General features: G+C 66.8%; 18 protein-coding genes, 4 tRNA genes and 4 pseudogenes. 9 read left to right on the top strand and 17 right to left on the bottom strand.

The genetic code is table 11. The features are described from left to right. Position 1: 1 nt before the first annotated feature. A complete protein-coding gene (locus SHTP_RS16170; RefSeq protein ID WP_020787955.1) occupies positions 2-562 on the bottom strand; it encodes a hypothetical protein in 561 nt (186 codons plus the stop codon). Between the two features lie 78 nt (positions 563-640). After that, a complete protein-coding gene (locus tag SHTP_RS16165; protein ID WP_096371140.1) occupies positions 641-1,384 on the bottom strand; it encodes a Clp protease N-terminal domain-containing protein in 744 nt (247 codons plus the stop codon). A 108-nt stretch (positions 1,385-1,492) separates the two neighbouring features. Here SHTP_RS16165 and SHTP_RS16160 point away from each other — a divergent pair, with 108 nt between their 5' ends. The 3 genes from SHTP_RS16160 to SHTP_RS16150 are packed head-to-tail and all read left to right on the top strand — an operon-like array spanning position 1,493 to position 4,528. After that, positions 1,493-1,816 carry a DUF732 domain-containing protein gene (locus SHTP_RS16160; RefSeq protein WP_172900559.1) on the top strand — a complete coding sequence of 108 codons (324 nt, stop codon included), beginning with the start codon at positions 1,493-1,495 and terminating at the stop codon, positions 1,814-1,816. A gap of 53 nt (positions 1,817-1,869) precedes the next feature. Further along, complete coding sequence (locus tag SHTP_RS16155; protein ID WP_012393826.1) at positions 1,870-2,829, top strand: alpha/beta fold hydrolase; 960 nt, start codon at positions 1,870-1,872, stop codon at positions 2,827-2,829. Positions 2,830-2,860: 31 nt separating this feature from the next. After that, positions 2,861-4,528, top strand: coding sequence for a tetratricopeptide repeat protein (locus tag SHTP_RS16150; RefSeq protein ID WP_096372516.1), 1,668 nt, complete (start codon positions 2,861-2,863; stop codon positions 4,526-4,528). On the opposite strand, the gene SHTP_RS16145 is transcribed toward SHTP_RS16150, so the two are convergent. The 4 genes from SHTP_RS16145 to SHTP_RS16130 all read right to left on the bottom strand — a co-directional run bounded on the left by SHTP_RS16145 (position 4,506) and on the right by SHTP_RS16130 (position 6,302). Further along, the gene (locus SHTP_RS16145; RefSeq protein WP_096371138.1) at positions 4,506-5,906 is read right to left on the bottom strand and encodes an APC family permease; all 1,401 of its coding nucleotides are present in this window, start codon (positions 5,904-5,906) and stop codon (positions 4,506-4,508) included. The genes SHTP_RS16150 and SHTP_RS16145 overlap by 23 nt on opposite strands. Positions 5,907-6,036: 130 nt before the next feature. Continuing rightward, positions 6,037-6,111 (bottom strand) — tRNA-Val (locus tag SHTP_RS16140). A 15-nt stretch (positions 6,112-6,126) separates the two neighbouring features. Continuing rightward, positions 6,127-6,200: transfer RNA gene (locus SHTP_RS16135), tRNA-Cys, on the bottom strand. Positions 6,201-6,229: 29 nt separating this feature from the next. Continuing rightward, positions 6,230-6,302, bottom strand: a tRNA-Gly gene (locus SHTP_RS16130). A 170-nt stretch (positions 6,303-6,472) separates the two neighbouring features. Here SHTP_RS16130 and SHTP_RS16125 point away from each other — a divergent pair. Next, positions 6,473-6,544 (top strand) — tRNA-Val (locus SHTP_RS16125). A 103-nt stretch (positions 6,545-6,647) separates the two neighbouring features. On the opposite strand, the gene SHTP_RS16120 is transcribed toward SHTP_RS16125, so the two are convergent. The 7 genes and pseudogenes from SHTP_RS16120 to SHTP_RS16085 all read right to left on the bottom strand — a co-directional run bounded on the left by SHTP_RS16120 (position 6,648) and on the right by SHTP_RS16085 (position 14,152). Beyond that, entirely contained in the window at positions 6,648-8,858 is a 2,211-nt protein-coding gene (locus SHTP_RS16120) for a PE family protein (protein WP_096371137.1), read from the bottom strand. A gap of 539 nt (positions 8,859-9,397) precedes the next feature. Beyond that, positions 9,398-10,213 (bottom strand): hypothetical protein, encoded by an 816-nt coding sequence (locus tag SHTP_RS16115; protein ID WP_096371136.1) that lies wholly within the window; start codon positions 10,211-10,213, stop codon positions 9,398-9,400. A gap of 127 nt (positions 10,214-10,340) precedes the next feature. Next, a pseudogene (locus SHTP_RS16110) lies at positions 10,341-10,556 on the bottom strand (low molecular weight phosphatase family protein); the annotation flags it as partial. 22 nt (positions 10,557-10,578) lie between these two features. Then, a pseudogene (locus tag SHTP_RS16105) lies at positions 10,579-11,770 on the bottom strand (ISAs1-like element IS2404/ISMul1 family transposase). A gap of 142 nt (positions 11,771-11,912) precedes the next feature. Then, a pseudogene (gene arsB / locus SHTP_RS16095) lies at positions 11,913-13,228 on the bottom strand (ACR3 family arsenite efflux transporter); the annotation flags it as partial. After that, positions 13,225-13,602: an ArsR/SmtB family transcription factor gene (locus tag SHTP_RS16090; RefSeq protein ID WP_011741095.1), complete on the bottom strand. Its 378-nt coding sequence runs from the start codon at positions 13,600-13,602 to the stop codon at positions 13,225-13,227. The gene SHTP_RS16090 and the pseudogene arsB, both read right to left, overlap by 4 nt. Before the next feature lie 79 nt (positions 13,603-13,681). Beyond that, on the bottom strand, positions 13,682-14,152 hold the full coding sequence (locus SHTP_RS16085) for an ArsI/CadI family heavy metal resistance metalloenzyme (protein WP_096371134.1): 471 nt from the start codon (positions 14,150-14,152) through the stop codon (positions 13,682-13,684). Positions 14,153-14,253: 101 nt separating this feature from the next. Between SHTP_RS16085 and SHTP_RS16080 the strand changes: the two genes are divergently transcribed. The 3 genes from SHTP_RS16080 to SHTP_RS16070 all read left to right on the top strand — a co-directional run bounded on the left by SHTP_RS16080 (position 14,254) and on the right by SHTP_RS16070 (position 15,991). Next, positions 14,254-14,613: an Rv2640c family ArsR-like transcriptional regulator gene (locus SHTP_RS16080; protein ID WP_011741093.1), complete on the top strand. Its 360-nt coding sequence runs from the start codon at positions 14,254-14,256 to the stop codon at positions 14,611-14,613. Positions 14,614-14,710: 97 nt separating this feature from the next. Then, positions 14,711-15,001: a hypothetical protein gene (locus SHTP_RS16075; RefSeq protein ID WP_012393834.1), complete on the top strand. Its 291-nt coding sequence runs from the start codon at positions 14,711-14,713 to the stop codon at positions 14,999-15,001. A 42-nt stretch (positions 15,002-15,043) separates the two neighbouring features. Further along, positions 15,044-15,991, top strand: a complete 948-nt coding sequence (locus tag SHTP_RS16070) for a catalase family peroxidase (RefSeq protein ID WP_096371133.1) — start codon at positions 15,044-15,046, stop codon at positions 15,989-15,991. Between the two features lie 19 nt (positions 15,992-16,010). Here the strand turns inward: SHTP_RS16070 and SHTP_RS16065 are convergent, their stop codons facing one another. After that, on the bottom strand, positions 16,011-16,451 hold the full coding sequence (locus SHTP_RS16065; RefSeq protein WP_096371132.1) for an anti-sigma factor antagonist: 441 nt from the start codon (positions 16,449-16,451) through the stop codon (positions 16,011-16,013). A gap of 152 nt (positions 16,452-16,603) precedes the next feature. On the opposite strand from SHTP_RS16065, the gene SHTP_RS16060 reads away from it, so the two are divergent. Beyond that, complete coding sequence (locus tag SHTP_RS16060) at positions 16,604-17,209, top strand: TetR/AcrR family transcriptional regulator (RefSeq protein WP_015355360.1); 606 nt, start codon at positions 16,604-16,606, stop codon at positions 17,207-17,209. A gap of 10 nt (positions 17,210-17,219) precedes the next feature. On the opposite strand, the gene SHTP_RS16055 is transcribed toward SHTP_RS16060, so the two are convergent. Further along, complete coding sequence (locus SHTP_RS16055; RefSeq protein ID WP_096371131.1) at positions 17,220-17,876, bottom strand: DedA family protein; 657 nt, start codon at positions 17,874-17,876, stop codon at positions 17,220-17,222. A gap of 231 nt (positions 17,877-18,107) precedes the next feature. Here SHTP_RS16055 and SHTP_RS16050 point away from each other — a divergent pair, with 231 nt between their 5' ends. Beyond that, a complete protein-coding gene (locus SHTP_RS16050; protein ID WP_096371130.1) occupies positions 18,108-19,745 on the top strand; it encodes an acyl-CoA synthetase in 1,638 nt (545 codons plus the stop codon). Positions 19,746-19,754: 9 nt separating this feature from the next. On the opposite strand, the pseudogene SHTP_RS16045 reads toward SHTP_RS16050, so the two are convergent. Together SHTP_RS16045 and SHTP_RS16040 are read right to left on the bottom strand one after the other, a co-directional pair. Next, a pseudogene (locus tag SHTP_RS16045) lies at positions 19,755-20,246 on the bottom strand (phosphotransferase-like protein); the annotation flags it as partial. Positions 20,247-20,267: 21 nt separating this feature from the next. Continuing rightward, complete coding sequence (locus SHTP_RS16040; RefSeq protein WP_420873015.1) at positions 20,268-21,470, bottom strand: ISAs1-like element IS2404/ISMul1 family transposase; 1,203 nt, start codon at positions 21,468-21,470, stop codon at positions 20,268-20,270. Between the last annotated feature and the right edge of the window lie 383 nt (positions 21,471-21,853).

The raw sequence follows: 21,853 nt of genomic DNA, 5'->3' as shown, positions 1-21,853 counted from the left end.
TTCAGAGGTTCCACTGTGCGAGGTGCTGGCCGGTCTTGCGGTCCAGCAGCACGACGACGGAGACCGGATCGCGATAGGCGTCCCAGTACACCCCGCCGCGCACGATCGAGCCTTGTGGTGCGTTGCCCAGTGCGGCGTCCAGCCAATCCGGTGCGTCGCAGGGGCGCGGCTTGTAGGCGTCGGCGAATTGGGTGACGCCGTCGAAGCTGAAATTGGTGGCCATGATGAAGGAATTGGGCACCCGGACCGCACGGACCGTCACGTCGGCGCGGTTCACCGAGCTGCCGGGGAAGCTCTTCACCGGCACGCCGGTGCGGGTGTAGCCGAATCCCGGCGGCGGATCGACCGGTACCACGTTGCTCACGGTGACGTCGGCGACATAGGTGCCGGTATCGACTCGAAGCGTGTCACCGATGTGTCCGATCGGCGCATCGCCGGCCCAGGCGCGGGGAGCGGCCGAGTTCAATGCCAGCACCCCGGCACCGGCGGCGAGCAAGACGGCAAAGACGGGGGCCACGAGAACGACGAGGGCGGAGCGAACAACCTTCGGCCAGCGGTGCATGTTTGCCTCCTCGGCGCCCTGTTCTGGGATCTTCGCATGATTACACATGCGGCAATGCGAAGGGGAGGGGTTGAGTCTTCAGGACTTGCCGGGACGACCGTCCGGTCCGTGGCCGGTCAATGACTCGAGCGCGCTGCTCAGATCGGCCTCCGCACGTGACTTCTCGACACCGGATCGGTGTAGCGGTCCGGCTCCGTCCTCGAGTTCGAGCAGCGCGAGCAGCATGTGCTCGGTGCCGATGTAGTTGTGGCCGAGCCGAAGGGCCTCACGGAAGGTCAGTTCCAGCACCTTGCGCGCCGGTCCACTGAACGGGATGAGGGCGGGGGTTTTGCCGGTGGCCGCGGGTAGGCGCACCGACGCGCGCAGGGCCTCGGTGTCGATCGCTTGCATCCGCAGCAGCGCGGTGGCCAGCGCGGCGGGGTCGGCCAGCACTCCCAGCAGCAGGTGGTCGGGGGTGATCTCGTCGTTGGCGCCTTGGTGGGCGGCGTTCTGGGCGGCGACCACCGCGCTGCGAGCGCGCGGCGTGAAGCGTCCGAAGCCTTGCTCCGGGTCCAGCGTGGTGGCTTCGGCTCGGGGGACGAATCGCTTCTGCGCGGCCTGTTTGGTCACTCCCATGCTCTTGCCGATGTCGGTCCATGAGGCTCCGGAACGACGCGCCTGGTCGACGAAGTGTCCGATCAGATGGTCGGCGATCTCGCCGAGGTGTTCGGCGGCCAGGACCGCGTCGGTCAGCTGGTCCAGCGCGTTGGTGTGGACCTGTTTGATCGCGTCGATCAGTTCGTCGAGGCGGACGGGATAGGTGATTTTGGTCGGATCGGCCACGTCGTCAACGATAGGTTGACGACAGCGGTTTCGTCAACGCTAGGTTGACGATCTTGGCGTGTTCTCCGGGATGCAGGGATGGCGCCGGTCTGGGACCATCAGGGGGATATGAAGCTCTTGGTTGGGGTGACAGGGTTGGCCGTCATGGTCGGCCTGGCCGCACCCGCACACGCCGATGCCAACGATGACGCATTCCTGGTTGCGCTGGGAAAGGCCGGCATCACCTATCCGGACGCGGCACGAGCGATCGCGGCCGCCAAATGGATATGTCAGCAAGTGAACAACGGGACTCAGACGGTCGACGTTGTCAAGCAGGTACAGAGCTCCAATTCCGGGCTCCAAGAAGATGGCGCAGCCAAGTTCACCGCGATCGCGGGCAATGCCTATTGCCCCGCGATCCTTTCCGGCCACGGCGCAAACCCTCCCGGCTGAGCCCGCTAGGCCATTGCGTGCTCTGAGCCAGGCAAATCAGGCAAGCTGGACGGATGAGACCGACGCTGGCCGCCGCGGCCCTAGCCGGTGCCAGCGGTCTGGTCGGCTGGGGTGGTGCCCGGGCCCTGGCCCGCCGAATCGAGCGCAATCCCGACCCGTTTCCCAGGGAACGGTTGCTGGCCGAACCACAAGGTGAGCGGGTCGCGATCACCCGCCCCGACGGGACCGTGCTGCATGCGTTGGTGGCAGGCCGGGGGACGCCGGTGATTTTGGTCCATGGCTACTGCGCCAGCCTCACCGAGTGGAATTTCGTCTGGGACGAACTGCTGGCCCGGGGCCTGCGGGTGATTGCCTTTGATCAGCGCGGCCATGGCCGGTCGACACTGGGCGCCGAGGGAATCGGATCGGAGCCCATGGCCGACGATCTTGCCGCGGTGCTGCAACACTTCGATATCCGCGACGGCGTGCTGGTCGGACATTCGATGGGGGGCTTCGTCAGCATCCGCGCCCTGCTCGACCATGGCGCCCTGGCGCAGCGGCTGCGCGCGGTGGTGCTGTTCGCCACCTGGGCGGGCCGGGTGCTGGACGGGGCTCCGCAGAACCGCCTACAGATCCCGCTGCTGGAACGCGGGATCCTGCAACGGCTGCTGCGCAGCAGGACCATCGCGGTGCTGTTCGGGGCGGCACAGTGCGGGGCGCGTCCGTCACCGGCGATGATCTCGGTATTCCTCGAGTGGTTCCATCAACATCTCGACCGGCACGGACCGCACCTACCCATCGTGCGGGCGTTCTCGCGCGAGGATCGCTATCCACGGCTGGCCGAGATCTCGGTGCCGGCGGTGGTGATGGTGGGCTCCTCGGATCGCACCACCCCGCCCAGCCACTCGCACCGGCTGGCCGCCGGAATCCCGGGTGCCCGGCTGGTCACCGTGCCCGGCGCGGGACACCTGCTGAACTGGGAGGCGGTCGACGAGCTGGCCGAAGTCGTCGAATCCTTTGCGGCGCAGCGGTGATGATGCGGGGCCACGCGGCGGGGGTGTGGCGATGACCGCCGGCGAGCAATACTTCGACCTCGGCAGCTACCACCGGCCCGTCCAGACCCCCTCCGCCCAGGCGCAGGTCTGGTTCGACCGGGCGATGGTGTGGGCGTACGCGTTCAATCACGAAGAGTCGATCCGCTGCTTTGAACGGGCGCTGGACCTTGATCCCGGCCTGGCCATTGCGCGGTGGGGGATCGCCTACGCGGTGGGCCCGAACTACAACAAGCCGTGGGTGGCGTTCGACCCCGTCGATATGACCACGTCACTGGCCCGCGCACGCATGGAGCTGTCCCTGGCCGCCCAGGGACGGGCCAGTCCGGTCGACCAAGGCCTGGTCGCGGCGCTGCAAGCCCGCTTCCCGACCGACGACCCCGACGACGCGGAGGCGCTGCGCGCCGGCCTGGGCGCCTACGCCGACGCAATGGCAGAGCTGGCCGCCGCCTATCCGGCCGATGTCGACGTGCAGGCCCTGGCCGCCGACGCGCTGCTCAACGTCACCGCCTGGGCCCTGTGGGACACGGCGACCGGGGAGCCGGCCGCCGGCTCGCGGGTGCTCGAGGCCAAGCGCCTCCTGGACCAGGCACTGGCCACCCCCGCGGGCCGGGCCCATCCGGGAATCCTGCACCTGTACCTGCACGCCATGGAGATGTCGGCGACCCCCGAGGTTGCCCTGCCGGCGGCCGACCTGTTGCGCGGCTTGGTGCCCGACGCCGGGCATCTGCAGCACATGCCTAGCCATATCGACGTGTTGTGCGGCGACTACCGCAGCTCGGTGCTGGCCAATCTTGCCGCGGTGCGGGCGGATCGGCGGTTCGTCAGTCGCGAGGGCCCGCTGAACTTCTACTCGCTCTACCGCGCGCACGACCTGCACTTCATCGTGTACTCGGCGATGTTCGAAGGGCAATCGCAGATCGCGCTGCGGGCCGCCGACGAGCTGGCCGGCCAGCTGGGGGCCGAGCTGCTATCGATCGAATCTCCGCCGATGGCCGACTGGCTCGAGGCGTTCGTGCCGCTGCGGACCCACGTGCTGGTGCGGTTCGGCAGATGGCAGGAGCTGATCGCACAACCACTGCAATGCGACCGGGACCTCTACTGCACCACGACGGCCACGATTCACTATGGCCGTGGTGTCGCCCTGGCGGCCACCGGCCAACTCGCTCAGGCCCATGCCGAGCGCGTCGCGTTCGTCGAGGCCTGCGCGCGGGTGCCGGAGTCGCGGTACCTGTTCAACAACACCAGCCGCGACATCCTCGCGGTGGCCGCCGCCATGCTCGACGGTGAGATCGCCTACCGCGACGGGCGTTTCGACGAGGCCTTCGCGCACCTACGGCGCGCGGTGACACTCGATGACACGCTGCCCTACGACGAGCCCTGGGGCTGGATGCAGCCCACCCGGCATGCGTATGGGGCGCTGCTGCTCGAACAGGGCCATGTCGAGGAGGCGGCCGCGGTGTATGCCGCCGACCTGGGACTGGACCCCACCCTGGCCCGGCCGTGTCAGCATCCCGGAAACGTTTGGAGCCTGCACGGGTATCACGAGTGCCTGCAGCGGCTCGGTCGAACCGCTGAGGCCGCCATCATCGGCCAACAGCTCGCGCTGGCCGCCGCGCGTGCCGACGTGCCGATCCGCGCCTCGTGTGCATGCCGAGTTACGGCGTGCTGCGACCAGTGACGGGGTCGCCGCCCAGGCGCGCGGGCAACCTTCGCCGGGCTATCCGATAACCCAGGGCCGCGGCGGCGGCGAGGCCGGCGCCGATAGCGAGGTCCTTGACTTCCTGGGTGGCCAGCGTCACGACGACGCCCACGACTGCCAGCAGTGGCGGCAGCGGCCACAGCGGCATCCGAAAGGGCCGCACCAAGTCGCGGTCCCGAACACGACAGACGATCGCCGACAACGCCACCAGCAGATACACGATGGCGATGACCACGCCGGTGAACGTGATGAGCTTGGGCAGCGACATGAAGACGCACAGCAGGCCGTTGCCGAGGAAGAGGAAAAGGAATCCGTGCACCGGGACCCGCGACCGGGCTGACAGTCGACCGAACAGAGGTTGCAGCCGTCGCGGCAGCATCCCATCCCTGGCCGCGGCGTAGTAGACGCGCGCATACCCGAGGTTTGCCGCCAGGCCGGTATCGAACATCGCCACCACCACGCCGGCGACCAGAACCGTCGCGCCGGCCGGACCCATCATTTGGCGGGCAAGAAACTCGACCGCAGAACCATCGGTGATGGCGGCGGGAATGTCGCGGATGGCCAGGGTCGCGGCGATCACCGCGACGCACTCGACCACGACGGCCAGGACCGCGGACAAGACCACGGCGTGCGGAATCGCGCGTCGTGATCCCGCCGTCTCCTCGGAGAAATACAGCGGCCAGTCGTAGCCATTGAAGGCAAACAGCGCCGGACCGACCGCAGCGAAAATACCGGCGATGCCGACACCAACGAGGGCGCCGCCGGGCCCGGCCGTCACCGGCTGGGTGAACGGCTTGGTAACCGCGGAAGCGTGCGCGAAGGCCACGACGGTGAAGACGATGATCACGGCCAGTTCGAGGGCCAGCATGGCGGCGACAACCCAGCTGGCCGGGGCGATCTTCCCGATCGATAGCGCCGTGATGAGCGCCATCATCCCCAGCGCCAGCCCCTGCACCGGTACGGCGGCGCCGATCAGCGACGACAGATACGTCGCCGCGGCGACCAGGATGGCGGCCGTCGAGACCACTCCGAGCAGCAGGAACAGCACGCTGGTGACGCCACCCGCTACGGGGCCGATGGCGCGGCGCACGATCGTGTAGGCGCCGCCGGCGGAGGGAAAGACCGAGCCGACCTCGGCGTAACACAGCGCCATACACACCGCGATGGCGGAGCCAATGACAAACGCCCACACGACGCCGGTTCCGGCGATCTGCAGCCCGTCGCCGTAGATCAAGAACACCGACGTCGTCGGGGAAATCGCGGAGACCGCGATCGCCAGCACGTTGCGTGGCCGTAGCGCCGATGCCGCAAGAGTTGCCGGCGCGGCCTCGGCCCGCCGCTGTGGCCCTTCAGACATGAGTACTACGTACACCTCCGCAGCGGAGACGACCGTCTCTGCGGTTCGAACGGTAGGCGACGGTGTAGCCGAATTCGACCACGAGAATTGATGAGCAGTGCTAAGTAGCACCTGCGAACTGCGCTGACTCTGGTGCGCGATACTGGGATTGAACCAGTGACCTCTTCCGTGTCAGGGAAGTGCTCTCCCGCTGAGCTAATCGCGCTGGGGGGATCAAATCTGGAGGTGGAGACGGGAATCGAACCCGTGTGCACGGCTTTGCAGGCCGTTGCCTCACCACTCGGCCACTCCACCGCTGGGGATTGATGCCACTTGCACCTTCGAGCGGATGACGGGATTCGAACCCGCGACCCTCACCTTGGCAAGGTGATGCGCTACCAACTGCGCTACATCCGCGCGCAACGGGCGAGATCGTCGTCCGGTGCGAAGCAAGACACTAGTCCACTTGAGCGGACGGGCACAAATCGCGAGGTCCTTTGGGGCGCTTTGGTGGTCGCCGGCTCAGACGGCGCGTTCATTGACGCCGTGGATCGTGCTAGTCTTCCTCCTCGTTGCCGTTCGGCGCCGGTCCCGTGGCTCAGTGGGAGAGCGTCCGCTTCACACGCGGAAGGTCGCTGGTTCGATCCCAGCCGGGACCACAAGGTTTGTTTATGGGTTTTCTTCACCCATGCCCGATGCGAACTCGCAGTCAAGCACCGGCGTAGGCGCCGCGAGCGGCCGTCGGGCAGCGGTCGGTGGTGGTTACCCGGTTGCCCCGTCGGTTCCGAACAGCACTCCACCTTTGCCGGCGGCGCCAGCGGTCCCGTCGGTCCCGCCAGGGGCGGCGGTGCCGCCCGCTCCGCCGTTGCCACCGGTGCCGATCAGCTGGGCCCTGCCGCCGTCGCCGCCGTCCCCGCCATCACCGCCCATGCCTGGCCCACCGCCGCCATGCCCGCCCGCACCGCCGGCTCCGCCGTTGCCGTACAGGAACCCACTGGTTCCGCCACCAGCGCCGGCGCCGCCGTCGCCGCCCGCGCCGGTGGTGGTGTCGACGCCCGCCCCGCCGTCCCCGCCCTGCGCGCCGTCGCCGCCCTGCCCGCCGGCGCCCCACAGCCCGGCGCCGCCGCCCACGCCGCCGCTGCTACCGCGACCACCGGTTACCCCGCTCTCCGCGATGTCAACGCTGCCGCCCATGCCACCGGCGCCGCCGCCGCCGCCATCGCCGTAGAGCTGGCCGCCGTGCCCGCCGGCACCGCCCGCCCCGCCCGCTCCAGCCGACAGGGCGAAGTCGTCGCCGCCGCCCTGCCCGCCGTTGCCGCCGGCGCCGCCCTGGCCGAACAGCCCCGCGGCTCCGCCGATGCCGCCGTTGCCGCCCTGACCGCTGGGCGCACCGAAGCTGCCGCTGGCGCCGATTCCGCCGATTCCGCCGGCTCCGCCGTTACCGACCAGCCAGCCGCCGTTTCCCCCGGCCCCGCCGGCGCCGCCGGGTGCGCCGATCCCTGCGGGGGGCAGGCCACTCGCGCTGTAGCCGGCGCCGCCGGCGCCGCCGTTGCCGATGAGTCCGGCCGATCCGCCGCTGCCGCCGGTGGGATGCGCAGCGGTTCCGGTCCCGCCGGCTCCGCCGTTGCCCCACAGAAGTCCGCCGTCCCCGCCGTTCTGCCCGGCTGCCCCCGTGGCGCCGTCGCCGATGAGCGGGCGCCCCAACAGGGCCTGGGTGGGCGTGTTGATCGCTCCGAGCACCTGTTGTTCGACCGCGTACAGCGGGGCGGCGCTGGCCGAGCTCAACAGCAGCCCGTCGCCGCCGGCGGTGCCGGGGTCCCCGTCGGCGGCGCCAGGCGCACCCGCGCCGCCGGCGCCGCCGCCGCCGTCACCGATCAGCTGGGCGTATCCGCCGTTGCCGCCGTCACCGCCGGCGCCGCCGGCGCCGCTCATCACACCGGTCCCACCGATGGCGCCATTGCCGCCCACCCCGCCGGCGCCGCCGCTGCCGAACAGCAACCCGGCGTCGCCGCCTACGCCGCCCATGCCGCCGTGGCCCCCAGCGCCACCGTTTGCGGGGGGTCCATAGGCGCCCGCGTCGCCGCCTACGCCGCCGCTGCCCCCATCGCCGCCGATTCCTCCGTTGCCGACTAGCCAGCCGCCGTGTCCGCCGGCGCCACCGGTGCCGCCGGCACCGGCGGCACCGCCGTTGCCCGTCTCGATGGTGCTGCCGCCGTTGCCGCCTTGCCCGCCGCTACCGCCGGCGCCGCCATTGCCGAATAGCCGGGCCGCACCGCCGCTGCCGCCGCTACCGCCGGCGCCACCCGCCGCGCCGCTGTCGGGCCCATCCAGCCCGCTGCCGCCGGTGCCGCCGATTCCGCCGGCCCCGCCATTGCCGTACAGCCAGCCCCCGGTTCCGCCAACCCCGTCGCTGCCGCCGGTCGCGCCGGTTTGGGCGGCCGGGCCGTAGCCGGCGCCGCCGGCCCCGCCGGTGCCGATGAGTCCGGCCGATCCGCCGCTGCCGCCGGTGGGATGCGCGGCGGTCCCGACGCCACCCGCCCCGCCGTTGCCCCACAGAAGTCCGCCGTCGCCGCCGTTCTGCCCGGGCGCGCCCGCGGTGCCGTCACCGATCAGGGGCCGCCCCAACAGGGCTTGGGTGGGCGCGTTGATCACCCCGAGCAGTTGTTGTTCGACAGCTTGCAGCGGGTTGGCGCTGGCCGCCTCGGCGGCCGCATAGGAGGCCCCGGCGCTGTTGAGGGCTGTGACGAACTGCTGGTGGAACCCGGCCATCTGGGTGCTCAGGGCCTGGTAGTCCAGGGCGTGGCCGGAAAACAGTGCGGCCACCGCCGCGGAGATTTCGTCGGCGCCGGCGGCCAGCACGCCGGTGATCGGGGCCGCAGCGGCGCCGTTGGCACTCTGCAGTGCAGCGCCGATGCCGGCCAGGTCCGTGGCTGCGCCCGCCGGCATTTCCGGGGCCGCGATCACATACGACATCGGTGTCCTCCCAGCCCCTGGCCGTGCCAGAGGGGCGCTGTTTCGTTGGCGAATAGTCGCAGCCGTCAATGTTAGGCACGACCATTCGCGAATTCAGGGTTTTGACGGTATCTGCAGAGTATTTAACCGCCATTTGATGAGCCGGTACATTGCCGCAATTCGTGACCGTCGAGAACGGAAATTCCTATTGTGGAATGCCATTCCAATTATTCGGATAGCAAACTTTGCTAGCTGCGACTCCGCTCGGGTGCGATTGATCTATCTGCCTGCTTAGCGGCGCGTCGGCCGCGTCTCGGTGCCTCAGGTGTTTGTTTGCTGATCAGCCAGGGTTCGTATGCGATCACAAGCGCTGCGTGTTGACGTCTGCTGTTGCTGAGTTAACGGCTAAAAGCCTTGCGGGCCAGGGGGTAACGCTGGTCAATGGCATGCCGATTCGGCAAACAAATTCCGTTCGATCCCGGCTCCGGGGCCGCCCGGTAGGTGCGCCGCGGCACCTGGCTACCCCTGGGGCACGGCAAGGCCGCGGCAGCGGACCCCGGTCAGGCCGCGAAGTATCCGCTGACCCCGACGGTAAACGTCGGGCAGTCGGCGCCGAAGAGGTCCACGGTGAAGGTGACCTGGTTGCCGGCGGCGACGAAATCATCCAGCTCAGCAAATGCGTCCGCTTCGCTAAGCAAATTGTTGCCGTCAAAGCAGTAGGCCGCGACGGAGAATGGGCCCTCGACGGATTTCCCGGTGTTGTTGATGGCCGCTCCGACGATGGAATACGGCGTCATGTTGGCCTCGGTGGCCTTGAGCAGTGCCGTGCCGGACAGGCCCGCATCGGCGGTGGTGCTGTTCACCGAGAACTCGTACTTGGCATCCGGGGGTGGAGGTGGCGTCCTGTCGTCGAAGTAGATGAACGCAAGGCCCACCTCACCGGACTTTACCCGCGCGGGGATCGTGCCCTGGCTGCTGCCGGTCTTGATGACGGTGCCCTCACTGCGGACCAGCCCCGTCCAGTCGATGAATGAGATCGTCTCGCTCGTGTTGTTGCGGAAGGCAAACGGGAGCTTGGCTGATCCGCCCTCATGCACGGTCAGCGGACCGACTTGAACGACGGACATCTTGTTCGGCTCCCCCTCGGGGAAGCTGGGGTGCGCCGAACCGGCAAGCAGGCCGCCGGCATTGAAGGGCAACGGTTCGGCGCTCAATTCTGGCGCAGTGGTGGTTTCCTGCGCTGACGACGAGCCATGAGCCGCCGGGTGGCTCACCCGTCCGGACCCGCCACAGGCGACGAGGAACAACAACAGGAAGCTGGGAACGGCGACCCGCAGTATTTGCCCCGGCCCGGGAGTAGTACCGGCCTCACGCATATGGATCGCCGGCGGGCTGGCTCGTGAGCTGGCTCATTTGACAGGTCTCTTCGGCGGGCGATTTCGCACCGGCAGTAACGATCCCGACAAAACCTAGCAAACCTCGCCTCGGAAGAGGCCGAAATGGCTATCCCCGGCAAATCTGCGCGGTATCGGGATCCTCGTTGAGCAACTCGGCGATCAGGGCTCGCACTCGTTCGCCGATGTCTTCCCGGATCGGCCGCACGACGTCGAGGGGCTGGCCGGCCGGGTCGGCCAGGGTCCAGTCGCGGTAGCTGACGCCGGGGAAGTACGGGCAGGCGTCGCCGCAGCCCATGGTGATGACGACGTCGCTGGTCTGTACCCCAGGGCTCCGGCGTTGTTGATTAGCAGGCTTGTGAGCTGGGGAATTGTGGATTGAGGAGGTGTAGGCGGCGGTTGGCGGTCAAAGCGGTGATCCGGCAGGCTTCGGCGATGTTGTCGGCGCCGTTGAGGCGGTGCAGATTGATCGCGGTGTTGCGTAGCGTTGCTAGGACCTGTGCGCCGTTTCCGGTATGTGCCCTTTGACGGTCTTCGTCGAAGGTGACGTCGCGTATCCAGTGCAGGCTGTTCTCGATTCCCCAGTGTTGACGCATCCAGGTCATGATCGCGGTAGGGCGGGCGTGCTCGAACGGCAGGCTGCAGATGGCATAGACCACCTCCACGCTGCGCTGGTCGGTGGCGGTGATCAAGCGTTCACGAGTGATCCGGATGATTTGTTTTGCGTAGGGGAAGCCGATTCCTCGTGCAGCGGTGATGATTTGCAGGGTGCGGGTCTCGACACGGCCGTGGCCGCGGGAGTCGTCGGTAGCGGCTGCGGGCACCTCGGCCCAGGGCAGCGCGGTGATACGCGCAAGTATTTTGGCTTGGTTGGACTTGACGATCATCAGGTAGTGCGACTTCAAGGTGGCGCAGATCAACTTCGCGGTGACGACCTGGGTATGCATCGCATCCACGGTGACCAGCCACCGCAAGCTACCCGGCAGCAGCGTGAGCAGGGCACGTACGCAGGGAATTTCATTGCTTTTCTCGGCGACAGCGAGTTGACCGAGCACGGTGGGCGAACACCGACACGAGATGCGTGGCTGTCGCTTTGGCGCGTAAAGCACCACGCCGCATCTTGCCGTCCAACGCGATCGGCACCAATCCGCTGGGGTCGCTGCTGGCCACGTGTGCAGTGAAGTAACTGCCCATCCTGGCGTTGAGGTCGGCGGGGTCTAGCCGAGACAAAACAGCGCGGAAGGTCTTCTCACTGGGCCGCCGGAACCGGACCCCTAATTGGGCCAACACATCATCGGGAGCGGTGGCCGCCCATGTGGCAAAACCAGCATAGCCGCGCATCCCCGCGGCAGTGGCCAGAACCGCGATCGCCAACAAAGCCATCAGCGAATACCTTCGACCGCGTGGGTCCCTCGGGTCTGGCACCGAGGCCAACACATCGAGAAACTCCGATCCGATGAGCCCGCTGCGCTTACCAGGACTCCAGCGGTCGAACACCTCTGGAACCGACGACACAGGCAATACTGAAACGGTAGGCACGGGCAACTCCAGACCAACGACGAACAGTAACCAACTCGATCGTTCTCCAGATAGCCCGTGCCTACACTCCGGCCCCAATAGCGCGGCACCAAAGATCATCAACCCAGCTCACAAGCCTGCTAATCAACAACGCCGGAGCCCTGGTCTGTACCCACGCCCCGGTGAGCACCTCGGGTGTGTTGGCGGTGATGTCGATGCCCAGTTCGGCCATCGCTGCTACCGCGACGGGATTGATGCCGTCAGCGGGCTCGGTACCGGCCGAGCGAACTTCGATGCGATCACCGGCGAGGTGGCGCAGCCATCCGGCGGCCATCTGCGAACGTCCGGCGTTGTGTACGCAGACGAACAAGACGCTGGGCTTGATCATGTCGTGCTTGCGCCGGTGGGGGCCGGACCGTAGTAGCGGTTGCGCAGCGCCAGGGACACATAGACCAGTCCCACCAGAACCGGCACTTCGATCAGCGGGCCGACGACTCCGGCCAGCGCCTGACCCGAGGTTGCGCCGTAGGTGGCGATGGCCACGGCGATGGCCAGTTCGAAGTTGTTGCCCGCGGCGGTGAACGCCATGGTCGTGGTGCGTTGGTAGCCCAGGTGCAGCGCCGCGCCCAGCAGGTAGCCGCCGCCCCACATGACGGCGAAGTAAACCAGTAGCGGCAGCGCGATGCGCGCGACATCCTGGGGGCGATTGGTGATCTGATCGCCTTGCAGCGCAAACAGGATCACGATGGTGAACAGCAGGCCATAGAGCGCCCATGGCCCGACCTTGGGCAGAAACCGGGATTCATACCAGCCGCGGCCTTTCGCCCGCTCGCCCAACCGCCGGGACAGGTATCCGGCCAGCAGCGGGATACCAAGGAAGATCAGCACCGATTTGGCGATCTGCCACGGCGAGGTGGAGATGGTGGTCTGTGTCAGATGCAGCCAACCCGGAAGTACCGACAGGTAGAACCAGCCCAGCACCGCGAACATCGCCACCTGGAAAATCGAGTTCAGCGCGACCAGCACCGCGGCCGCCTCGCGATCCCCGCGGGCCAGGTCGTTCCAGATGATCACCATGGCGATGCAGCGGGCCAGTCCGACGATGATCAGGCCGGTTCGGTACTCCGGCAGATCCGGCAGCAGCAGCCAGGCCAGTGCGAACATCAGCGCCGGGCCGGCCACCCAATTCAGCAGCAGGGAACTGATCAACAGCTTGCGATCGCCGGTGACGCTATCGAGGCGGTCGTAGCGCACCTTGGCCAGTACCGGATACATCATGATCAGCAGGCCCAGGGCGATCGGGAGCGAGATCCCGTCGACCTGAACCTTTTCCAATGCCGTGTTCAGGCCTGGAATCCAGCGCCCGAGCAGCAACCCGGCGGCCATCGCCAGTCCGATCCATACCGGCAAGAACCGGTCCAGGGTGGAAAGCTTGCCCACCACCGCGGGCGCGGGCTGGTGGTCGACGGTGCCGGTCATGCCGATGTCTCCAGCTCGGTTGCGCTGCCCGCGTGAACGCTCAACAGCCGCGACAGCGCGTTGAGTGCTTCCGGGACCACGGCGTAGTACACCCACGAGGCGCGCCGTTGTGAAGTGAGCAAACCCGCGTCCCGCAGCACCTTGAGATGGTGGGAAATCGTGGGCTGGCCCACCTCGACTCCGGCGGAGATGTCACAGACGCAGGCTTCGCCTCCGGCATGACTTGCTACCGAGCTCAGCAGCTGCAACCGCACCGGATCGGCCAATGCCTTGAATCGGGCCGCCATTTCGACCGCTGAGCTGGCCTCGAGCGGCTCACGCAGCAGCGGCGCTGTCACACAGCACGGCGCATCCATTTCGACACGATTCGACATGCATCGATATTGATGGATATCGAATCCGATGGCAAGTGGGGCGCTCGGCCCAGCCGCCCCACCCGCCTCGGGTCATCACCTAGCAGCAGGATGTCGCGGCCGCGGTCTGCGCGCCGCAGCACTCACCCGCCTCGGCCGCGTCGCTCTCCTGGTCGGCGGGGTGTTGCGGACTGGTGCCGAAGGTTTCGGAGTCGGCCAGCACGGTGTATACCTCCCAGCGCTCACCGCCGGGGCCGGTCACCCACACCTTGTCTTGGGTGGCAAAACAACACGTCGTGCCCATCTCTTCCTCGGTGAACGTTCCGGTCTCGGCCAAGCGGGCGATCTCGGCATGCACGGTGTCGCTATCGCCGACTTCCACGCCGAGATGGTTGAGGGTGCCGCCAGCGCCGGGGTTTTCCAGCAGCACCAGCTTCAGTGGGGGATCGGCCACCGCAAAGTTGGCGTATCCGGGTTTGCGTTTGGCCGGTTCGGCGTTAAACAGCTTGGAATAGAACGTGATTGCCGCGTCAAGGTCATCGACATTGAGGGCAAGCTGAACACGGGACATCGGGTGAAACCTCCGGCTGGTTAGACATATATCAAAGTGGCGCCGCTGCCCAGTGTCGTCACCGTTTTGATATATGTCAAGGTATCTGGCAGAGTGAACTTGTGCCCAAGGCCCTGCCCGTGATCGACATCTCCGCACCCGTTTGCTGTGCCCCGGTGGCCGCCGGACCGATCGGCGACGACGACGCCTTGGCGGTGGCCCTGCGGCTCAAGGCCCTGGCGGACCCGGCGCGGGTCAAGATCATGTCGCTGCTCTTCGGTTCCCCGGCCGGGGAGGAGATCAGTGGCACCCTCGCCACCGCGCTCAACCTCAGCGATGGCACCGTCAGCCATCACCTGACCCAGCTGCGCAAGGCGGGCCTGGTGGTCTCCGAGCGGCGCGGCATGCACGTCTTTCACCGAGTGCACACCGAGGCCCTGCAGGCGTTGTGCGCGGTGCTCAGTCCCGACTGCTGCACCTGAGCCGGCCGCGGTCGCCGCACGGCGAGGCGCTACCCGGCGCGATGGCATACCGTCAGCCTTGGCAGGTTGTCCAAAACAACACGGAGGATGGCAGACGATGAGCTTTTCCGACGGGCTGGGCGTGTTGAAACTCGAATGCCCGCAGGGTCATCCGGTGGGCAGGATCCTCAAAGAGGCCGCGCATCAGTCGGTCCAATTCGACCCCGGTGCACAGGTCGGGCCACGCCGATTCTGGCCGGACGAAGACGGGCAGGGCCAGTTCAAAGCGCACTGCCGCTATTGCGACAAACCCGTGGGGGACTCCATCGCGACGCTGCAGAACAAATACAACGAATTGCTCGCCGACCCCGCCCAGATGTACGCAACCGCGACGGTCCCGTACCTGTAGCCGCCGCCCCGGCGGGGCGACGGCAGGACTTAGGATTCGCCAATGGGCGGTTCAGTCACTCCTGACGAGGCGATCGAAGCGATCCGGGGGACCGGGGGAGCGTGTCCCGGTTACCGGGCGTTGCACGCCAAGGGAACCCTGTATCGCGGCACGTTCACCGCGACCCCCGAGGCGGCCGGGCTTTCTCGCGCCAAACACTTCGACGGCGCCACCGTCGCGGCGCTGATCCGGTTTTCCAATGGATCGGGCAAGCCCACCCAGCGCGACGGCGCGCCCGGAGTGCGCGGCATGGCAGTGAAATTCACACTGCCCGACAAGTCCACCACCGATGTGTCGATGCAGACCGCGCGGCTGTTCACCTCGAGCACGCCGGAGGGGTTCGTAGATCTGCTCAAAGCGCTGCGGCCGAGCCTGACCACCCCGGCGCGCATTGCGAAGTATCTGGTCACCCACCCGCGCGTGCTGGCCGCGCTGCCGATCCTGGGCGCGGCGAACAGAATTCCGGCCAGTTACGCCACCTGCGAATATCACGGGCTGCACGCTTTTCGCTGGGTAGCCGCTGACGGCAGTGCGAGATTCGTTCGCTACCACATGATTCCCGCGGTCGGGGAGAAATTCCTGTCGCCGCTGGCGGCCCGCAACCAGGGCGCCGACGTCCTCACCGACGAACTGCAAACCCGCCTCGCCGCCGGGCCGGTGCGGTTCTATTTTCGCGTCCAAATCGCCGGCCCGGGGGATTCGATCGTCGATCCGTCGGTGCCTTGGCAGGGTTCGGAGATGGTGACCGTCGGCACCCTTGACGTCACTGGCGTTGACACCGAACGCGAACACGACGGCGATATCGTCGTGTTCGACCCGATGCGGGTGACCGACGGCATCGAAGCCTCTGATGACCCGGTGCTTCGCTTTCGCACACTCGCGTACTCGGCGTCGGTCAAGTTGCGTACCGGTGTGGATCGCGGCCCGCAGGCCCCGCCTGACCCCGCTTGAACCCAACGGGGCCGGGTGCTCAATCCGATGGGGCGGGCAACGCTAGGGCGGCGTCCACCGACCGGTAGACGGGCAGTGCGTCGCTGAGCCCGCACGCCGCCACGATGCGAGTCACGCGGGTGTGGGCGGCACTGGCGATGCGCAGCTCGACGCCGCGGGCGCGACATCGGCCGGCCTGCTCGGCCAGAACCTCGAACGCGCAGCAGCCCATGAAATCAAGGCCGCTCAGGTCGACGACGAACAATCCCGGCGACGGGGCACTGGCGGCCGTCTCGGCGATCAGCTGGCGCCAGGTGTGTTCGTTGGCCGCGTCCACCTCGCCGCCCGCGTGGATCAACACCGCGGTGCTGCGGAAGTCGGTGGCGGCCCGCAGTGTGCTGTGCGGGTCGCCCAACTCGCGGAGCAGCCGGATGCTGAGCATTGGGTGAGGGGTAAAGGGTTCTGCGATATCCACGCTCATGGTGCGCTCCTAATCGACTGGCGTCGTAACGCTGCGATGGATGCCCGTCCTGCGCGTCTGAAGACAGACTTTCGTCGCTCGAATCTCATTTGTATAACAAGACAGGGCGGTCTGTCTACCTCTTCGGCCTGAGAGTATGGTTAATCCTCGCTATGGCAATCCCGGAGGCCACCACGCCGGCTGTGTCGGCTCGTGAGCGCATTTTGGGGGCCGCATACGATCTGTTCAGTCGGCGCGGCATCCGGGCCGTCGGCACCGATGAGGTAATCGATCGTGCCGGGGTGGCCAGAGCCACGCTCTATCGGCACTTCGCCACGAAGGACGACCTGGTGCTGGCGGTGCTGCAGCGTCGCGAAGAACTCTGGACTTTCGGTCTGATCGAGCAGAAGTCACGGGCGCGCGGCAACACGCCCGAGGAACAGTTGCTGGCGATCTTCGACGTCCTGCACGAGTGGTTCCAAAGCCGCGACGGCTACGAAGGCTGCTCATTCATCAACGTGTTGCTCGAACTGGGGGCCGATCACCCCGCCGGGCGGGCGTGCATCGGCCACATCGACCACGTCCGCGGCATCGTGCGTGAACGAGCGGTGGCCGCAGGGCTGCACGACGTCGAGGATTTTGCCTGGTCCTGGCACATCCTGATGAAGGGCGCCATTATCTTGGCGGCGGTGGGTGACCCGGATTCGGCCCGCCGCGCCCAGCGCATGGCCCAGGTGCTCATCGAACAGCACCGCGCGGCCGGTGCGGCGGCCTGCTAGTCAGGCCAGGTCAAGCCTCGGCGGTCTGCGCCTTGCGGTGGTGTTCTTCCTCCAATTCGGCGATGGCCCGGGCGGTGCGTTCGCGCAGCAGGATCGCCGCGATGAGGCCGCCCACGACGGCGATCACCAGCCCGACCCAGGAGAACCGCTGCAGCCAGTGTTCGGCCGCCATGCCTGCGTAGTACACCAGCGCGGTGGTACCGCCCGCCCAGCAGATCGCCCCGGACACGTTGGCGGTCAGAAATCGCGGGTAGTGCATCTTCAGGGCACCGGCCAGCGGGCCGGCCAGGATCCGTAGCAGCGCGATAAAACGACCGAAGAAGACCGCCCGAGAGCCCCAGCGACTGAACAACCGTTCGGCGAGCGCGACGTGCCCCGGGCCGAAGTGCTTGGGAAAACGCCGCCCGAGCCGGTCGAACAGCGGCATGCCGAACCGGCGTCCGATCGTGTAACCGATCGAGTCGCCGATCACCGCGCCGATCACGGTCGCCGCCCCAACCCCGACCGGATTCACGGCCAGTTCGTGATGCGATGACAGGAGGGCGGCGCTGACCAACACGATCTCCCCGGGAAGGGGAATGCCCAGGCTCTCGACCCCGACGACGGCGCCGACCAGGATGTAGACCGCTAGTGGCGGAATCGTGTGCAGCAGGGCTTCCACATCCATGGCTAAAGGATGCCTGACGGACGCGAGATGTGCGTCCGAAACGCAGCCGAGCAATGTATCGGTGCGTCCGCGCCTCGGTCGCATCCAGCCAATTACGGTCGACTCGCCGGCGGTTCGGCGAATTCGCGCAACTGGCGCCAAGTTCAGCCGCAACTCGCCATGCAGATCGGGGTCGGCGTTATAGCGTTGCTAGGGGCCCAGACGTTGGCTTGAACGAGCTGAGGAGAGCCGGTGGAATACAACATCGCCCAGGTATTCTCGGTGGTGGCCGCTGCCAACCCGGACCGAGACTGCATCGTCTACGGGGATCGGCGATTCACCTTCGCTCAAACCGAACGGCGTGCCCGCCGCTTGGCTCGGGCGCTGCACCAGTGGGGTTTCGGCGCCAGCCGGGAACGGTCGCAATTGGCGCCCTACGAGTCGGGTCCAAGTCACCTCGGCCTGTATATGACCAACTGCAACGAGTTCCTCGAAGGGATGGTCGGCGCGTACCAGGCGCGGGTCGCCCCGTTCAACATCAACTATCGCTACGTTGCTGACGAACTCGCGTACCTGCTGCGCAATGCCGGCGCGGATGCGGTCATCTACCACGCTCGGTTCGGTCCGACGTTGGCCGAGACGTTGGAGAAGGCCGGCGGTGAACCGCAGCTGATCCACGTGGACGATGAGTCCGGAAATGATCCGCTGCCCGGCGCGGTGCGCTATGAGGAGCTACTGGCGTCGGTATCCGACGAGCCGCTAGACGTCGAGTTGTCGCCAGACGACCTGTACATGCTCTACACCGGCGGCACCACCGGGATGCCGAAGGCGGTGCTGTGGCGTCAGCACGACATCTTTATGAACTCGATGGGTGGGCGAACGTTCGGCACCGGCGAGCTGGTGACCGGGCTCGACGACATCGTCGAGCGATCCCGGCAAGGAGGACCGGGCTCGATGACGGTCGTTCCGCTCATGCACGGCGCTGCGCAGTGGGCGGCGTTCATCAGCCTGTGCGGCGGCCGGCCGTTTGTGATGCCGCAAATGGCCACCCGCTTCGATCCAGCCGCGGCGTGGGCGATGGCCGCTCGGGAACGGGTGATGTCGCTGTCGATTGTCGGCGACGCCTTCGGCCGGCCATTGCTCGACGAACTCGAGTCCGGCGACTACGACCTGTCCGCCCTGTCGGTGCTGATTTCGGGTGGCGCCGCGCTCAGCGCCGGGGTCAAGCAGCGTTTCGTCGATCTGTTGCCGCAGTTGACGATCCTGGACGTGGGCGGGTCATCAGAATCGGGATCACAAATGGTCCAGGTGTCCAGTCGGGTGCTTCCCGCAAGCGGACGCTTCGACCCGATCCCGGGTGTGGTGGTGGTTAGCGAGGATTTGACCAGAATCCTCACGCCGGGGGACAGCGAGATCGGCTGGCTTGCCCAGCAGGGCGTGATACCGCTGGGCTACCTCGGTGCCAAAGCCAAGACCGCGCGGACCTTTCCCGTCATCGAAGGAATCCGGCATTCGGTTCCCGGCGACCGGGCGCGCTGGGACGCCGACGGCACGATCGAGCTGCTGGGCCGGGATTCGGTCACCATCAATTCCGGTGGCGAGAAGATCTTTGTCGAGGAGGTGGAGGCCGCGATCGCCGAGCATCCTGCCGTCTATGACGTCGTGGTGACGGGGCGGCCCAGCCCGCGCTGGGGAAACGAAGTCGTCGCGATCGTGCAGCTGGCCGAGGGCGCGGCCCCCGACCCCGACAGCATCATCGGGGAGGCCGCGCGACACATCGCCCGCTACAAGCTGCCGAAGGAGATTGTCTTCTGCCCCAAGGTGCAACGTTCGCCGGCCGGCAAGCCGGATTACCGGTGGGCCAAAGCTACCGTCGCCCCGCAAGATTGAGGCTGCGGCTCAGGGCAGGAAGCGCTTGCGCAATCGGTCGAAAGCCGTGGGTTGCGGGCAGGCCTGGTAGGACTCGTAGAGTTCGCGCGCCAGCTCCCGCACCGGGCTCGCGGTGGTATCGAGTTCGAAGTCGTACTCGGCATCGCGGTGGGCAGCGCGCGCGCTGCCGCGGTTCCATCCCGCATAGCGGTCGCCGCGCTCTTCTTCCCGACGGGCGCCTTCTTCATCGGAGACGTGAACCCCGACCATCCAGACCTGAGCACCTTCGAAAATCTGGAGTGCATCGATGAGCCACTCCCGTTTCCAGATCACGTCATCGGCGACGACGTTCATGCCGTTGTCCAGGTAGGCCCTGATTGCGTGGTAGCGCGCATGCATGGCCTGGTCCAGGATGGGCCCCGGGTGCACGGTGAACCAGTCCAGCCCGTCGGCTTCGACCACGCTTTCCCAGGTGTAGTACTGCGGCCACACTCGCGCGAGGTCAAGTTGCTTGGGCGGCAGCCAGGGCTCCGGCGTTGTTGATTAGCAGGCTTGTGAGCTGGGGAATTGTGGATTGAGGAGGTCTAGGCGGCGGTTGGCGGTCAAAGCGGTGATCCGGCAGGCTTCGGCGATGTTGTCGGCGCCGTTGAGGCGGTGCAGATTGATCGCGGTGTTGCGTAGCGTTGCTAGGACCTGTGCGCCGTTTCCGGTATGTGCCCTTTGACGGTCTTCGTCGAAGGTGACGTCGCGTATCCAGTGCAGGCTGTTCTCGATTCCCCAGTGTTGACGCATCCAGGTCATGATCGCGGTAGGGCGGGCGTGCTCGAACGGCAGGCTGCAGATGGCATAGACCACCTTCACGCTGCGCTGGTCGGTGGCGGTGATCAAGCGTTCACGAGTGATCCGGATGATTTGTTTTGCGTAGGGGAAGCCGATTCCTCGTGCAGCGGTGATGATTTGCAGGGTGCGGGTCTCGACACGGCCGTGGCCGCGGGAGTCGTCGGTAGCGGCTGCGGGCACCTCGGCCCAGGGCAGCGCGGTGATACGCGCAAGTATTTTGGCTTGGTTGGACTTGACGATCATCAGGTAGTGCGACTTCAAGGTGGCGCAGATCAACTTCGCGGTGACGACCTGGGTATGCATCGCATCCACGGTGACCAGCCACCGCAAGCTACCCGGCAGCAGCGTGAGCAGGGCACGTACGCAGGGAATTTCATTGCTTTTCTCGGCGACAGCGAGTTGACCGAGCACCAATCGGGCACGGTGGGCGAACACCGACACGAGATGCGTGGCTGTCGCTTTGGCGCGTAAAGCACCACGCCGCATCTTGCCGTCCAACGCGATCGGCACCAATCCGCTGGGGTCGCTGCTGGCCACGTGTGCAGTGAAGTAACTGCCCATCCTGGCGTTGAGGTCGGCGGGGTCTAGCCGAGACAAAACAGCGCGGAAGGTCTTCTCACTGGGCCGCCGGAACCGGACCCCTAATTGGGCCAACACATCATCGGGAGCGGTGGCCGCCCATGTGGCAAAACCAGCATAGCCGCGCATCCCCGCGGCAGTGGCCAGAACCGCGATCGCCAACAAAGCCATCAGCGAATACCTCCGACCGCGTGGGTCCCTCGGGTCTGGCACCGAGGCCAACACATCGAGAAACTCCGATCCGATGAGCCCGCTGCGCTCACCAGGACTCCAGCGGTCGAACACCTCTGGAACCGACGACACAGGCAATACTGAAACGGTAGGCACGGGCAACTCCAGACCAACGACGAACAGTAACCAACTCGATCGTTCTCCAGATAGCCCGTGCCTACACTCCGGCCCCAATAGCGCGGCACCAAAGATCATCAACCCAGCTCACAAGCCTGCTAATCAACAACGCCGGAGCCCTGGCCGCGAACCATCGGTAGTGGCCTATTCGGCGCAGCATGCTCAGGTAGAGGCCATACAGCTGGTTCGGTCCTTCATGAGGCATGAGTCAAGGGTCTCACCGGAATCGGGCTGAGCGTGTGCAAATGGGCGCGACATATTGACCGGTTGTGCGTTCTCGAGCCGGCCGCGGCGCTCGACCCGAGCGCGCCGTCTGCCCGGAGCGTTCGGTCGCTCGACGTGGATTGACGGCCCATGGTGTG

The organism is Mycobacterium ulcerans subsp. shinshuense, from assembly GCF_002355775.1.
Taxonomy (GTDB): domain Bacteria; phylum Actinomycetota; class Actinomycetes; order Mycobacteriales; family Mycobacteriaceae; genus Mycobacterium; species Mycobacterium marinum.
The sequence above is the reverse complement of the archived record's forward strand: the minus strand, read 5'-3'. Positions and strand labels throughout refer to the sequence as shown.